This window comes from Parvibaculum sp., assembly GCF_045863935.1.
Classification (GTDB): Bacteria; Pseudomonadota; Alphaproteobacteria; order Parvibaculales; family Parvibaculaceae; genus Parvibaculum.
The window spans coordinates 1-14323 of record NZ_BTVP01000013.1 but is presented as its reverse complement, the minus strand read 5'-3'; the positions used below and the strand labels follow the sequence as shown (position 1 = coordinate 14323).

The following is a 14323-nucleotide window of genomic DNA, read 5'->3' as shown; positions in this document are numbered from 1 at the left end:
CGCACTGCGCGCGGCCTGTGGCTTCCCGAAAAGAGATACGCAGGGGGAGGAATTAGCGGGCGGGCGGCTCGCTACTTTTTTTGGAGGGGGGCCGGGAGAGGCGGCCCGGGGGCTACTCTTTCTTGTCGCCGTCTTTCTTTTTCGCGAGCGGGAGCGCCGTGTAGTTGAGCGAGAGGCGGCCGCCATCGGCATAGACGGTCTGGCCGGTCATGTAGCTCGCGCCATCGGAGGCGAGGAAGACGGCGATGGAGGCGATCTCCTCCGGCTGGCCGACGCGGCCCAAGGGCGTGCGCGTCATGATCGCGCGTTCGGCCTTCGGATCGATCACCGTTCCGGCCATGGCGGTCTTGATCGTGCCGGGGCCGATGGCGTTGACGCGAATGCCGTAGGGCGCAAGCGAGAGCGCCATGGCTTCGGTCAATTGCTTGATGCCGCCCTTGGACGCGGAATAGGCGGCCTGTGCCGGGATCGCGACGACGGCATTGATGGACGACATGTTGATGATGGCGCCGGGGGCGCCGCCCTCTTCCACCTGTGCGACCATGCGCTGCGCGACCGCCTGGCCGACGAGAAAGTGGCCCTTGAGGTTGATGCGGATGACGCGGTCGAATTCTTCTTCCTCGAGCGTGAGGAAATCGCCGCCCTTCGAAACGACGCCCGCATTGTTGACGAGGATGTCGACGCGGTCATAGGCGTCGGTCGCGGCGCAGACGAGATTGCGCACATCGAGCCGCTCGCCGACATCGCAATAGCGGAAAAGGGCCTCGCCGCCGCGATCGGCGATTTCCGCGGCGACGGCCTCGCCCGCTTCCTCATCGACATCGGCAAGGACGACCTTCACCCCCTCATTCGCGAAAGCATGCGCGATGGCGCGGCCGATGCCGTTCGCCGCGCCGGTCACGATCGCCACCTTGCCGCTGAGCTGGGAACCGGATGCCATGAGAGAACTCCTTGTCGCCGGAAGGGGGCGTTATAGCACTGGAGGCCGGGTTACGGGAGGGGGGGAGAGAAGGGCAAGGAGAATACTCCCTACCTCGTCTTTGCCGGGCTTGACCCGGCAATCCAGAAACCGCAAAGCGACGTCCTGCTTCACAAACTCTTTACAGCAGATCGTCAAACAGATCGTGCCAGTCAGGGTTTTCCTTCTCGATCAGAGCCAGCTTCCATGCCCGTGACCAGTGCTTGATATTTTTCTCGCGCTGGATTGCCGCGCGTGCCGTCATATGAACTTCATACCAGACGAGCTGTTTCACGCCGTAGCGGCTGGTGAAACCTTTGATGGCTTCTTCGCGATGCTCGGACACGCGGCGTAAAATGTCGTTGGTGACGCCTGTGTAGAGCGTTCCATTCCTCCCGCTCGCAAGTATGTAGACATAGAAGTCTTTCATATTCCGAGTGTGGGGCCCTGGATTGCCGGGTCAAGCCCGGCAAAGACGAGGGGGGGAGGTGTCATCCCGGGGACAAGCCCCGGGATGACACCTCTATTTATAGCTGCCTATAACCCTACCTCGCCAGCTCCCTCTCCAGCACCGCCTTTATCTCGTCGAGAACCGCCGGATCGTCGATGGTGGCGGGCGTGGTCCATTCGGCGCCGTCGGCGATCTTGCGCATGGTGCCGCGCAGCACCTTGCCCGAGCGCGTTTTCGGCAGGCGCTTCACGACCATGGCCTTCTTGAAGGCGGCAACGGGACCGATCCGTTCACGGATCATCTGCACCGCTTCCTGCTCGATTTCGGAGGTGGGCCGCGAGACGCCCGCATTGAGAACGAGGAAGCCGACCGGCGCCTGCCCCTTCATCGCATCCGCGATGCCGATGACGGCGCATTCGGCGACGTCCGGGTGCTCGGCGAGCACTTCCTCCATCGCGCCGGTGGAGAGGCGGTGCCCCGCGACATTGATGATGTCGTCGGTGCGGCTCATCACATAAAGATAGCCGTCTTCGTCGAGGAAGCCCGCATCCGCCGTCTTGTAGTAGCCGGGGAACTCGGTGAGATAGCTTTCGCGGAAGCCCGCCTCGTTTTCCCACAGCGTCGGCAGGCAGCCGGGCGGCAGCGGCAGCTTGACGACGATCGCGCCGGTGACGTTGGGGCCCACCTGCTTGCATTGTTCGTCGACGACATGAATGTCGTAGCCGGGAAGGGCCACGGTGGGCGAGCCGTATTTGACGGGCAGGCGCTCGATCCCCATCGGGTTCGAGACCATCGGCCAGCCGCTTTCGGTCTGCCACCAGTGATCGATGACGGGGCGGCCGGAAAGCGCCTTCTCCGCCCATTGGATCGTGTCGGGATCGGCTCGCTCGCCCGCGAGATAGAGCACCTCGAATTTCGACAGGTCGTATTGGGCGATGAGCTCGGCCTTCGGATCTTCCTTGCGGATGGCGCGGAAAGCGGTCGGCGCGGTGAAGAGCGCCTTGACGCCATGATCCGCGATGACGCGCCAGAAGGTGCCGGCGTCCGGCGTGCCGACGGGCTTGCCCTCGAAGAGGATGGTGGTGCAGCCGTGAAAGAGCGGCGCATAGACGATGTAGGAATGGCCGACGACCCAGCCGACATCCGACGCCGCCCAGAAGGTGTCGCCGGGGTCGATGTCGTAGACATTCTTCATCGACCATTTGAGCGCCACCATGTGGCCGCCATTGTCGCGGACGACGCCCTTGGGCTTGCCGGTGGTGCCGGACGTGTAGAGCACATAGAGCGGATCGGTCGCGGCGACGGACACGCATGCCGGTTTCGCGCCGGCGGCATCGGCCTTGTCCATCTCCGCCTTCCAGTCGAAATCGCGGCCCGCGACGAGCGCCGCCTTTTCCATCTCGCGCTGGAAGACGATGGTGGCGGAAACCTTGTGGGCGCTCATCTCGATCGCCTTGTCCATGAGCGGCTTGTAAGGAACGACGCGGCCGGGCTCGAGCCCGCACGACGCCGAGACGATGAGCTTCGGCTTCGCATCGTCGATGCGCGTCGCAAGCTCCTTCGCGGCGAAACCGCCGAAGACGACGGAATGGATCGCGCCCAGCCGCGCGCAGGCGAGCATGGCGACGGCGGCCTGCGGCACCATCGGCATGTAGATGAGGACGCGGTCGCCCTTCGTTATGCCGTGGGATTGCAGCACGCCCGCGAAGGTCGCGACCTTGTCGAGGAGTTCGGCGTAAGTGAATTTCTTCACGCGGCCAAGCATGGCGCTGTCATAGATGAGCGCCGTCTGCGCCCCGCGCCCCGCCTTCACATGGCGGTCGAGCGCGTTCCAGCAGGAATTCGTCTCCGCGCCGACGAACCAGCGCGACAGGCCGTTTTTGACTTCGAGGATTTGCGTGGCCGGCTTGAACCAGTCGATCTCCCTGGCCGCCTCCGCCCAGAAGCCTTCCGGGTCCTGTTTCCAGGCGTCGTAAGTGTCCCTGTAGCGTCCCATGATACCGCTCCCCGTCATTTTCGTTGTTGGGGAGGTTTTAGCACGGGAGGCGGGGAGATTCATGCGGCGTCTGGCTCCCCGCCTTGCCGCGCTTCCACCCCCTGAGTAACGTAGGGCCAGCTTCCTTCCCTCCCGATGGCCGAGAGACATTCCATGACGACGAACCCCTATGAAACCGATCTCGACCGGAACCCGGCGAACCATCAGCCGCTGTCGCCGTTGAGTTTTCTGAAGCGCGCGGCGGAGGTCTATCCCGAGAAGGTCGCCGTGGTGCATGGGGGGCTCCGGCGGAACTACGGGGAGCTTTATGCGCGCTGCCGCAAGCTGGCCTCGGCGCTGAGCGAGCGCGGCATCGGCCTTGGCGACACGGTGGCGGTGATCGCGCCGAACACGCCGGAGATGCTCGAAATGCATTATGGCGTGCCGATGACGGGGGCGGTGCTCAACACGATCAACACGCGGCTCGATGCGGCGGCGATCGGGTTCATCCTCGATCACGGCGAGGCGAAGATGGTCTTCGTGGACCGCGAATTCTCCGGGTTGGTCAAGGACGCGCTGACGCATGCGACGGTGAAGCCCGTCGTCATCGATATCGACGACACGGAATATGACGGACCGGGCGTTCGCATCGGCGAGGCGGAGTATGAGGACTTCATCCGCGGCGGCGATGCGCATTTCGACTGGCAACTGCCCGCCGACGAATGGCAGGCGATTTCCCTCAATTATACGTCCGGCACGACCGGCAATCCGAAAGGCGTCGTCTATCACCATCGAGGCGCCTATCTGCTGGCGATGGGCAATATCGTGACGGCGGGCATGACGGGAAGTTCCGTCTATCTCTGGACGGTGCCGATGTTTCATTGCAACGGCTGGTGCTTCACCTGGTCCTTGAGCGTCGTCGCGGGCACGCATGTGTGCCTGCGCCGCGTGACGGCGGCGAACATCTTCAGCGCCATCGCCGATCACGGCGTGACGCATATGGCCGGCGCGCCGACCGTGATGGGCTTCCTGATCAACGCGACGGCTGACGAAAAGAAACCGCTGCCGAACACGGTGAACTATTTCGCTGCCGCCGCGCCGCCGCCCGCCGCGACGATCCGCAAGCTCGAAGCGGAAGGCTTCAACGTGATCCATGTCTACGGGCTCACCGAGACTTATGGCCCGGCGGTCGTAAACGCCTGGCACGACGAATGGGACCTGCTCGAAACGGACAAGCGCGCCGAAGTGAAGGCGCGCCAGGGCGTGAACTATGCCGTGCTGGAAGGGATTTCGGTGCGCGACCCGGAGACGATGGAAGAGGTGCCGCGCGACGGCGAGACCATGGGCGAGGTCATGTTCCGCGGCAATGTGGTGATGAAGGGATACCTGAAGAACCCGAAGGCGACGACCGAGGCCTTTGTGGGCGGCTGGTTCCACTCGGGCGATCTCGGCGTCTGGCACAAGGACAATTATATTCAGCTCAAGGATCGCTCGAAGGACATCATCATTTCGGGCGGCGAGAACATTTCGTCCATCGAGGTCGAGGACACGCTCTACAAGCATCCCGATATCATCGAGGCCGCCGTCGTGGCGCGGCCGGACGAGAAATGGGGCGAGACCCCTTGCGCCTTCGTGACACTGCGCACGGGCGCGAACCTCACCGAAAAGGACGTAATCGATTATTGCCGCCAGAACCTCGCGCATTTCAAATGCCCGAAGACGGTGGTGTTCACGGACCTGCCGAAGACCTCGACCGGCAAGGTGCAGAAATTCAAGCTGCGGGAGCAGGCGGAGGGGCTTTAGAGGACGGGTTTGCACGCAGAGCCGCAGAGGCAAAATATATAAGTACGTCACCCCCGGGCTTGACCCGGGGGTCCAGGGTAAGGAACCGCAATACCGGCTGGCCGGAAAGCAGCCGGAAGAGTCTTTGCGAAACGGGACGGCGCGTTCCGCGCCTACTGGATTGCCGGGTCAAGCCCGGCAATGACACTAAAGTGAGATGGAAAGCGTCACCCTCCCCTTCATGCAAAACGCCGGGCTCAAGGGCCCGGCGCTGAAACTCCTGTTTCGGTGTCGCCGCTTTCAGGCGGCGCGAGAGGAAAGCTTTTCGATTTCCTCCTTCAACCTCAGTTTCTGTTTCTTGAGTTCAGCGATGCGAAGATCGTCGCTGCTGGGGTGATGCGTCTGGTGGTCGATCTCCTGTTCAAGAGCCTTATGTCGATCACGAAGCTCGGCAATGTGAGACTCCAAAGCCATCTCATTCCGTCCTTTCGTTAAGCCAGAGACGACAAAATTGTGACTCCTTTTCGGGTCCGTGTCGAACGTCCTCTCGCAAAAATCGCCAGTTCCGTGTAAGTCTTTGGCATTATGACCAGAACCCCCGGCAACAGTTTCCGGAAGTCCCGCGGCGGGACCGCGCCCCGCCTGATCGTCGGAATCTCCGGCGCGTCGGGCGTCGCCTATGGCGTGCGCGTACTGGAGCTCCTGAAGGAAGCGGGCGTCGAGACGCATCTCGTCATCACCAGGGCGGCCGAGATGACGCTCGGCTACGAGACGGGGCTGAAGGCGAAGGATGTCGAAAAGCTTGCCCATACGCGCTACCGGGTGGACGACATCGGCGCGGGGATCGCAAGCGGCTCCTTCAAGACGATGGGCATGATCGTCGCGCCCTGCTCCATCCGCACCATGTCGGAAATCGCGACGGGCGTGACCGCCTCGCTGCTGACGCGGGCGGCCGATGTGGTGCTGAAGGAGCGCCGCCGCCTCGTGCTGATGGTGCGCGAGACGCCGCTTCACACGGGCCATCTGCGCACAATGACGCAGCTTTCCGAAATGGGCGCGGTGATCGCCCCGCCCGTGCCCGGCCTCTATGCGAAGCCCGCAAGCATCGACGAACTCGTGACGCAGACGGCGGCGCGCGCACTCGACCTCTTCGACCTCGACCTCGGCCCGACGAAGCGCTGGGGCGAGGACCTGAAGGAGGGCCGCCGCAGCCCGGTCAAACCCTCCGGCGCCGGAAAGCGCCCCGGCGGCAAACCAAAGGCCTGAACGCTTCCCGCTTGCCGGTCGCGCGGCCACCGCGCTAAAACCTTTGCCTTGGCGCCTGCGGCGGTGCCCCGCCTTACCGGACACAAGATGACCGAACAGGAAGAACAGGAGCTTCGCCAAACACTCGCGGGGCTCAAGGAAGAGCATCGTGACCTCGACGACGCGATCTACGCGCTCGGGGCGCTGCCCCTGCCGGACCATCTCCAGATCAAGCGGCTGAAGAAAAAGAAACTGCAGCTCCGCGACCGCATCCAGGAAATCGAGGACATCCTGCTGCCGGATATCATTGCCTGACCTCACTCGCCCTTGCGCTTGGCCTCGTACATGGCGCGGTCGGCGCGGGCGAGCGCATCGTCGGGCCCGTCATCGCCGGTGAAGGCGACGGCGCCGACGGAGATCGACAGGCGAATTTCGCTGCCCCCGTAGCGCAGCGGCTGGCGGGCAACGAGGTCGGACAGAGAAGACGCCTTCGCCTGCGCCGCCACCTCGTCCGTCCGTACAAGGATGAGGCCGAGTTCGTCCCCGCCGAGCCGCCCCACGATATCCGTCTCGCGCACATGGCCGAGCACGAGTTTCGCAAGATGGTGAAGCGCGGCATCGCCCGCGGCATGGCCATGCGCGTCGTTTACCTGCTTGAAATTGTCGATATCGAAATAGACGAGCCCCGCCGGGTCGCCGTAGCGGCGGCCATAGGCGATGACGCGGCTGAGTTCGCGCACGAAAGCCCGGCGGTTGAGCACGGGGATCAGGGGATCGCGGTCGGCAAGCTGCTCGCTCTCGCGCAGCCGCTCGCGCAGGCCCGACACCTCGCGGCGCAAACTGTCCACCTCGCCCATGAGTTCCATCAGCGCATCGCGCACGCGCGGCGTGAGCTCGGCTTCGGGGATACCCATGATGCTGGCGCTGTCGCTGACGGCGGCACTGCCGGAGGAGGCAGCACCATCCCGCACCCTCACGCGTTCGCGCGGGGAGAGCCGGGAAACGCCGCCCACCGGTTTGCCGTCACCGATCTTCATGAGGCTCTTCCTGTCGCCTTTCTGGCTCCGATTCACGGGACCCAAAATGCCACTCTTCGGGCGGAAGCGCCATGCCGGGCATATCCATGAATGTAACCAATGTAACAATTGACCGGGAAGAGCCCGGCTAGCTTCCCGTCAAACCCAACGGGAGGAAGCCCATGTCCGCGCAACAGTCCGCTGCCAGCAAAGCCCTTGAAGAAGTCCGCCAGCTCGTCGCCGCGGACGACCGCCGCGATTTCGAGTTTGCCGAGCGCGGCTTCATCGCGACGCGGAAAGACCCGGTGATCCCGCGCGATACGGGCGACGGCCCGGCCTTCGACCTGACGGCCTATGACTATCTCGAGGACGACAGGACCGGCGAGACCGTGAACCCGAGCCTGCGCCGCCAGGCGAAGATCCTGACCAAGCACGGGCTCTTCAAGGTGATGGACGGCATCTACCAGGTGCGCGGCTTCTGCGTATCGACCGTGACCTTCATCGACGCAGGCGACGGCTGGATCGTGGTCGACCCGCTGACGAGCGTGGAGGCGGCGCGCGCGGCCTATGAGCTCGTGAGCGAGAACCTCGGTCACAAGCCCGTCATCTCCGTCATCTATTCGCACTCCCATGCCGACCATTATGCAGGCGTGGGCGGCGTGACCAACGCGGCCGACGTGGCGGCCGGCAAGGTCTCGATCATCGCACCCGCGGGCTTCCTGAAGGAGGCGGTGTCGGAAAACATCATCGCGGGGCCCGCGATGCTGCGCCGCGCGCGCTACCAGTTCGGCCTGACGCTGAAGCATGGCTGCTGCGGAGAGGCGACGTCGGGCCTCGGACCGAAGCCGTCCATGGGCACGCCCTCACTGATCGCGCCGACCATCGACATCACGCATACGGGGCAGGAACTGACCGTGGGCAATGTGCGCATGGTCTTCCAGATCACGCCGGGCACGGAAGCACCCGCCGAGATGAACTTCTTCCTGCCGGACCACCGCGCGGTGTTCATGGCGGAGAATGCGAACCTGTGCATGCACAACCTGCTGCCCGCGCGCGGCGCGCTGGTGCGCGATGCGAAGGCATGGGCGGACTACCTCACCGAGTCGATCCGCCTGTTCGCGGGCGAAAGCGACGTGATGTTCGCCGCGCATGGCATTCCCCGCTTCGGCACCGAAGAGATCGTGACCTTTCTCGCGAACCACCGCGACGCCTACAAATTCCTGCACGACCAGACGATCCGCCTGATGAATACCGGGCTTGTGGCGGCGGAGATCGCGGAAGTGCTGAAGCTGCCGGATGTGCTGGCGAAGCAGTGGTACAATCGCGGCTATTACGGCACGACGAGCCACAATTCGAAGGCGATCTATCAGCGCTATATCGGCTGGTACGACGCAAACCCCGCGAACCTGAACCCGCTGCCGCCCGAGCCCGCCGCCAAACGCTATGTGGAAGCCATGGGCGGACAGCAGGCGGTGAAGGCGCGCGCCGCCGATGCCGCGACGGCGGGCGAGCTTCGCTGGGCGGCGACGCTTCTGAACCATGCCGTCTTCAACGACGCCTCCGACCGCGAGGCGCGCGAACAGCTCGCCGCGGTCTACACGCAGCTCGGCTACGAAGCGGAAGCGGGCACCTGGCGCAATATCTACCTCACCGGCGCGCAGGAACTGACGGAAGGCGTCGCGAACCTTGCCCCCGTGGCGGCCAATGCAGACGTTCTCTCCGCGACCACGACGCCGATGCTGCTCGACGTGGCGGCCGTGCGCGTGAACCCGGCGAAAGCCGAGGGCCTGAACTTCATGGTCAACATCCGCCTCACCGATCGCGACGAGAAGCACCTCGTCACGGTGGCGAACGGCGTGCTGATCCACGAGGAAGGCATCGAGGATACGAAAGCGGGCGCGACGGTGACGATGACGCGGATGGAGCTGCTGCTGACGCTGCTGGCGGGCTTCCCGGTGGCGGACTTCATCGAGAAGGGCGCCATCGAGGTGGACGGCGACGCCGCGCTGTACGAGGCGCTCACGGGACTGATCGAGGCCCCGAAGCCGAACTTCAATATCGTGGAGCCGTGAGGGGCTGAGGAGGCAAAGTCGAGGCTTTCCGCGGCCTTTCTGCGCTCCTTGCCAACTCGGCCTCCATGCCTATACTCCCTCGCTTTCCGAAACCGGCGGGGGTCCAGAAACCCCGCCAGACCGCGAGGCGCGGAGACGGATGGCTGCGAAGAAAACGGGCGCGAAGCAGGCGAAAGCGCCTGCAAAATCCGCAAGGAAGCCGCTGGTCGGCATCATCATGGGGAGCCAGTCCGACTGGCCGACCATGCGCCACGCGGCGGACGCGCTGGACGCGCTGGGCGTGGCTTACGAGGCGCGCATCGTTTCCGCGCACAGAACACCCGAACGCATGGTCGACTATGCAAAGACGGCGAAGGCGCGCGGCCTCAAGGTCATCGTCGCGGGCGCGGGCGGCGCGGCGCATCTGCCGGGCATGACGGCCTCGCTGACGCCTTTGCCCGTGTTCGGCGTGCCCGTGCAGTCGAAGGCGCTGTCGGGCCAGGACAGCCTTCTCTCCATCGTGCAGATGCCGGGCGGCATTCCCGTCGGCACGCTCGCCATCGGCGAGGCGGGCGCGAAGAATGCCGGGCTGCTCGCCGCCGCCGTGCTGGCGCTGTCGGACGAGGCGCTGGCAAAGCGGCTCGACGCTTACCGCGCGAAGCAGACGGACGCTGTGGGCGACAAGCCGCAGGAGAGGTAGTGGCGGCGGTGCGACACATGACATGCTCCCCATTCCACCCTCCCCTTCGGGGAGGGTCGAAATTTGGTTCGCGTCAGCGAGACAAATTTCGGGGCGGGGTCAGGTTCGTGCCCACGCCCCCCGCCCCGAAAAATCATTTGCTGCGCACTGATTTTTCGACCCTCCCCGAGGGGAGGGTGGTTATTTTTGTTTCCCGTACGGAGCAAGTTTGCGGTGGCTAAGAACGGCGTCATACCCCCCGGCGGCACGATCGGGATTTTGGGCGGCGGGCAGCTTGGCCGGATGCTGGCAAGCGCCGCCGCGGAGATGGGCCTGCACGCGCACATCTATTGTCCCGACGACGACGTGCCTGCCGCCGAAGTCGCCGCGCATGTCACCCGCGCGGCCTATGAGGACGAGGCGGCGCTCGCCAGCTTCGCCGAAAGCGTCGATGCTGTCACCTACGAATTCGAGAATGTGCCGGCGGAGACGGCGCGCATTCTCTCCGAGCACGGCATCGTGCGGCCGGGCGCACGCGCGCTTGCGACCGCGCAGGACCGGCATGTCGAGAAGAGCTTCCTCACCTCCCACGGCATCCTGACGGCGCCTTTCGCCGATGTCGCGGACGAGGCGAGCCTGAACGAAGCGGTGGCGAAGATCGGCACACCGAGCGTGCTGAAGACGCGGCGCTTCGGCTATGACGGCAAGGGCCAGGCGAAGATTGCCGCGCCCGGCGACGCGCTCGCGGCTTATGGCGAGATCGGCCGCCAGCCCGCGATCCTCGAAGGCTTCGTTGCTTTCGAGCGCGAGATTTCCGTTGTCGTCGCGCGCGGGGCAGATGGCGAGACGGCGGCCTACGACCCCGTCGAGAACATCCACAAGAACCACATCCTCGACCGCACGCTCGCACCCGCCGCGCTGACGCCCGCGCTCGCGGACGAAGCCTGCGCCATCGCCGCGCGCATCGCGAACGAACTCGACTATGTGGGCGTGATGGGCGTGGAGATGTTCCTGCTGCCGGAGGCGGGCAACAAGCGCCGCCTCCTCGTCAACGAGATCGCGCCGCGCGTTCACAATTCCGGCCACTGGACGATGGACGCCTGCGCGGTGAGCCAGTTCGAACAGCATATGCGCGCCGTCTGCGGCTGGCCGCTCGCGAACCCGCGCCGCCATTCGGACGCCGTGATGACGAACCTCATCGGCGACGAGGTGGACGGCTGGGAAAGGCTCGCCGCGGAACCGGACACGGCCATCCATCTCTACGGCAAGCGGGAAGCACGCCCCGGCCGCAAGATGGGCCATGTAACGCGGCTATACCCGCTCGGAAAACGCCCGCCGGTTACCCCTTCTTAACGTCAAGCTTCCACTGTAGACGGCGGGAAAACGCGAATTCCACGCGGGGCGCGGCAAAGCCGCACCGGCCTGGGAAAGGAAGGGGTCCAATGGACCGCGCCGTTGGCGTGCTGGCAGATGAAGCTGCGGACGAAACACAGCGCTTCATGGCGGAGCTGCCGCCGAGCGCCGGCGAAGCGGCAACCGCGCCGATTCTCGGCCCGCGCCTGCACACGGATCTGTTCCAGTACTGGCTGAGCCTGCCGCGCGAGGGCGGTATTCCGGCGGCGTCGGACTTCGATCCGGCGGCGGTGCGAAGCTGGCTCGCCGACATAACGATCTTCAACGTGAACGCCCCCGACGACATCGCTCACCGCTTGGTCGGCACGGCCATCGCCGAGCGGCTCGGATATGACGCGACGGGCAAGAACCTCCTCGATTTCGTCGATCCGTCCTATCGCCGCCAGTGCTCGCGCGACATGCATGAGGTCGCCTGGCGTCCCTGCGGCTGGCAGGTGCGCTACCTCGCGCATTATCCCTCCGGGCGCGTCGCGCATGTACAGAGCCTCTACCTGCCGCTGAAGGGCCCAGCGGGCAAGCCGCCCCGCATCGTCAGCGTGCATACGCCGGAGAATGCGGAGCGCTATGACGGAACGGCCGACAGGCCGAATTTCGCGAGCGAGATCGCCCGGATGGTCTGGATCGATGTCGGCTTCGGTACGCCGGGCTGAGCAGACAGAACAAGTTCACCGTCGCACCTATCTACTCACGTCATGACCCGGCTTGTCCGGGTCATCCACGTCTTTCTCCATCGGTCATGACAAGACGTGGATGGCCCGCATAAAGCGGGCCATGACGAAATGAGGGGGGGGAAATCCGGGACCGCGTACTTTTCTCTCACCCGCGCCCGTAGCGCAGCCGCCCGAGCAGAGACACGGGGTCCGGCAGCTTCGCCGCGATGCCTTTCACACCCGCCTTCACGCGTTCGATGCGCATGACATCCTCGATGCGACGGTCGAGAAAAGCCCAGGTGCGCGCGTAATTCTCACTGTCGTCCGAGAACCAGGTCAGCGATACCGACGAGAAGACGCCCGCCAGCGTTGCGCGCTTTGTATAGAAATTGAAATCGGTCGACGTATCGCCAACGGCGCGCCAGATCGCATCGACCGTGCGATAGAGTGCCCGGGGCCCGAGCGTGCCCGATGTCGGCAGCGCCAGCATGGTGACCGCACGGCGCACCGCCTCGCGGGAATGGAGATCGACCTCGATGCGCGTGCGCACGGCAAGCGTGATCCGTTCACGGACCTTCATCGCGCCGATATCCTCGCGCGCGAGCGCCTCTCCCATCCGGCGGTCGCCGTCTTCGAGAAAATAGTCGACGAGATCAAGCACGCCCGAGGGAAAGGCAAGCCGCATCTCGCCATGGGGAACGCCCGCCGCTTGCGCCGCATCGGCGAGGAGGCGCGGCGTCCAGCCGTCGAAGGCGACATGCGGCAGCGCGGCCTCGAGAATTTTCATCCGCGCGAGATCGAGCCTGTCCGGTTTCGCCTTGCCCGAACCGCCGCCGAGGCCGGGGCGCTTCTTCGTTGTGGATTTCTCAGGCATCCGCCTTCTCCTCGTCTGTTTCTTCCGCGTCTTGAGCGGACTGATGCGCAGCCGCCCAGGCCCTCGCCTCTGTCTCGAAGATGAGTTCGCCGAGATCGTCCATTCGCTGCGGATAGAGGATGCCGTCGAGATGGTCGCATTCATGCTGCACGACGCGGGCATGAAAGCCGCGCGCGACGCGCTCGATCCGCTCGCCGGTGAGCGACACGCCCCTGTAGCACAACGCCGTGTAGCGCGGCACCGCGCCGCGAAGGCCCGGCACCGAGAGGCAGCCTTCCCAGCCCTTCTCCATCTCTTCCGTCAGGATCTCGATTTCCGGATTGATGAGAACGGTGAGAGGCGCCGTGTGGTCGAATGCCTCCGCCTCGTCGATCTCCTCCGGCGCACGCTCGGGCGGCGCCTGGAAGACGACGATTCGCCAGGGCTCATAGACCTGTGGGGCGGCGAGCCCCGCCCCGTTCGCATCGATCATGGTCTCGATCATGTCGCGGACAAGCGCCTTCACTTCCGGAGCTGTGGGGTCCGGAACGGGCTTTGCCACCCCCTTGAGCACCGGGTGGCCCATGCGGGCGATCTTGCGTATGGCCATGAGGGGAATATGAGGCGGGCCGGGCATGGCGGCAACCGGCCCCAGCGCCGCAGGCGAAAAATGAACGCGGGCCAGAGGATGAGGCACAGCCTCAAAATGCCAGCTTTTCCGGGGCCAAGAGTGGACAAAGGGTCCAAGCTTTGCTAGATAAGCGGCTCTCGCGGGTCCGGGAAGCCGGTTCCCGCGACTAACTTATTGAATCGAAAGCAGGATCAGCCCGTGCAGGTACTCGTTCGCGATAACAACGTCGACCAGGCCATGAAAGCTCTGAAGAAGAAGCTTCAGCGTGAGGGCGTGTTCCGCGAAATGAAGCTCCGGAACTTCTACGAGAAGCCCTCCGAGAAGCGTGCCCGCGAAAAGGCCGAAGCGATCCGCCGCGCCCGCAAGCTCGCCCGCAAGCGCGCCCAGCGCGAATCGGGCGTCGCCGCCGTCAAGAAGTAATCCTTCTTCGGGTTTCGAGATTTGAAGCGCCTCCGGTTTCCGGCCAGCCGTTCGGGTAACTGGTGGTTTTGAGTAGAACAAGCCTGAAACACTGCCTAAAGTGACAGGCGGGACGGCCACTTACGGCCGTCCCGCTTTTCGTTTGATCGCGAAGAAATCTTCGTGAGGCAGAATGGCCGGGCAAGGACGGAAATCAACA

General features: G+C 64.6%; 15 protein-coding genes. 8 read left to right on the top strand and 7 right to left on the bottom strand.

Features of this window, described 5'->3' with window-relative positions:
* Nucleotides 1-112: 112 nt before the first annotated feature.
* The 3 genes from ACKUUH_RS07230 to ACKUUH_RS07220 all read right to left on the bottom strand — a co-directional run bounded on the left by ACKUUH_RS07230 (nucleotide 113) and on the right by ACKUUH_RS07220 (nucleotide 3408).
* Complete coding sequence (locus ACKUUH_RS07230; RefSeq protein ID WP_407949215.1) at nucleotides 113-940, bottom strand: SDR family NAD(P)-dependent oxidoreductase; 828 nt, start codon at nucleotides 938-940, stop codon at nucleotides 113-115.
* A 160-nt stretch (nucleotides 941-1100) separates the two neighbouring features.
* Nucleotides 1101-1388, bottom strand: coding sequence for a GIY-YIG nuclease family protein (locus tag ACKUUH_RS07225; protein ID WP_407949214.1), 288 nt, complete (start codon nucleotides 1386-1388; stop codon nucleotides 1101-1103).
* A 115-nt stretch (nucleotides 1389-1503) separates the two neighbouring features.
* The gene (locus tag ACKUUH_RS07220; protein WP_407949290.1) at nucleotides 1504-3408 is read right to left on the bottom strand and encodes a propionyl-CoA synthetase; all 1905 of its coding nucleotides are present in this window, start codon (nucleotides 3406-3408) and stop codon (nucleotides 1504-1506) included.
* Nucleotides 3409-3558: 150 nt separating this feature from the next.
* On the opposite strand from ACKUUH_RS07220, the gene ACKUUH_RS07215 reads away from it, so the two are divergent.
* Nucleotides 3559-5187: an acyl-CoA synthetase gene (locus ACKUUH_RS07215; protein WP_407949213.1), complete on the top strand. Its 1629-nt coding sequence runs from the start codon at nucleotides 3559-3561 to the stop codon at nucleotides 5185-5187.
* 279 nt (nucleotides 5188-5466) lie between these two features.
* Here ACKUUH_RS07215 and ACKUUH_RS07210 read toward each other — a convergent pair whose 3' ends face one another.
* Entirely contained in the window at nucleotides 5467-5640 is a 174-nt protein-coding gene (locus ACKUUH_RS07210) for a YdcH family protein (RefSeq protein ID WP_322311846.1), read from the bottom strand.
* 111 nt (nucleotides 5641-5751) lie between these two features.
* Here ACKUUH_RS07210 and ACKUUH_RS07205 point away from each other — a divergent pair, with 111 nt between their 5' ends.
* The gene (locus ACKUUH_RS07205; RefSeq protein ID WP_407949212.1) at nucleotides 5752-6432 is read left to right on the top strand and encodes a UbiX family flavin prenyltransferase; all 681 of its coding nucleotides are present in this window, start codon (nucleotides 5752-5754) and stop codon (nucleotides 6430-6432) included.
* Nucleotides 6433-6519: 87 nt separating this feature from the next.
* On the top strand, nucleotides 6520-6726 hold the full coding sequence (locus tag ACKUUH_RS07200; RefSeq protein WP_407949211.1) for a YdcH family protein: 207 nt from the start codon (nucleotides 6520-6522) through the stop codon (nucleotides 6724-6726).
* 2 nt (nucleotides 6727-6728) lie between these two features.
* Here ACKUUH_RS07200 and ACKUUH_RS07195 read toward each other — a convergent pair whose 3' ends face one another.
* Complete coding sequence (locus tag ACKUUH_RS07195; RefSeq protein WP_407949210.1) at nucleotides 6729-7448, bottom strand: GGDEF domain-containing protein; 720 nt, start codon at nucleotides 7446-7448, stop codon at nucleotides 6729-6731.
* A gap of 161 nt (nucleotides 7449-7609) precedes the next feature.
* On the opposite strand from ACKUUH_RS07195, the gene ACKUUH_RS07190 reads away from it, so the two are divergent.
* From ACKUUH_RS07190 to ACKUUH_RS07175, 4 genes are all read left to right on the top strand, one after another.
* Complete coding sequence (locus ACKUUH_RS07190; RefSeq protein ID WP_407949209.1) at nucleotides 7610-9499, top strand: alkyl/aryl-sulfatase; 1890 nt, start codon at nucleotides 7610-7612, stop codon at nucleotides 9497-9499.
* 217 nt (nucleotides 9500-9716) lie between these two features.
* Nucleotides 9717-10178 carry a 5-(carboxyamino)imidazole ribonucleotide mutase gene (purE, locus tag ACKUUH_RS07185; RefSeq protein WP_407949289.1) on the top strand — a complete coding sequence of 154 codons (462 nt, stop codon included), beginning with the start codon at nucleotides 9717-9719 and terminating at the stop codon, nucleotides 10176-10178.
* A 213-nt stretch (nucleotides 10179-10391) separates the two neighbouring features.
* Nucleotides 10392-11510: a 5-(carboxyamino)imidazole ribonucleotide synthase gene (locus ACKUUH_RS07180; protein ID WP_407949208.1), complete on the top strand. Its 1119-nt coding sequence runs from the start codon at nucleotides 10392-10394 to the stop codon at nucleotides 11508-11510.
* An 89-nt stretch (nucleotides 11511-11599) separates the two neighbouring features.
* On the top strand, nucleotides 11600-12220 hold the full coding sequence (locus tag ACKUUH_RS07175; RefSeq protein WP_407949207.1) for a PAS domain-containing protein: 621 nt from the start codon (nucleotides 11600-11602) through the stop codon (nucleotides 12218-12220).
* Nucleotides 12221-12386: 166 nt separating this feature from the next.
* Here ACKUUH_RS07175 and ACKUUH_RS07170 read toward each other — a convergent pair whose 3' ends face one another.
* Together ACKUUH_RS07170 and def are read right to left on the bottom strand one after the other, a co-directional pair.
* Nucleotides 12387-13094, bottom strand: a complete 708-nt coding sequence (locus tag ACKUUH_RS07170; RefSeq protein ID WP_407949206.1) for a COQ9 family protein — start codon at nucleotides 13092-13094, stop codon at nucleotides 12387-12389.
* On the bottom strand, nucleotides 13087-13683 hold the full coding sequence (gene def, locus ACKUUH_RS07165; RefSeq protein ID WP_407949205.1) for a peptide deformylase: 597 nt from the start codon (nucleotides 13681-13683) through the stop codon (nucleotides 13087-13089). Before def ends, ACKUUH_RS07170 begins: the two co-directional genes overlap by 8 nt.
* 219 nt (nucleotides 13684-13902) lie before the next feature.
* Between def and rpsU the strand changes: the two genes are divergently transcribed.
* A complete protein-coding gene (gene rpsU, locus ACKUUH_RS07160) occupies nucleotides 13903-14124 on the top strand; it encodes a 30S ribosomal protein S21 (RefSeq protein WP_407949204.1) in 222 nt (73 codons plus the stop codon).
* Nucleotides 14125-14323: the final 199 nt, after the last annotated feature.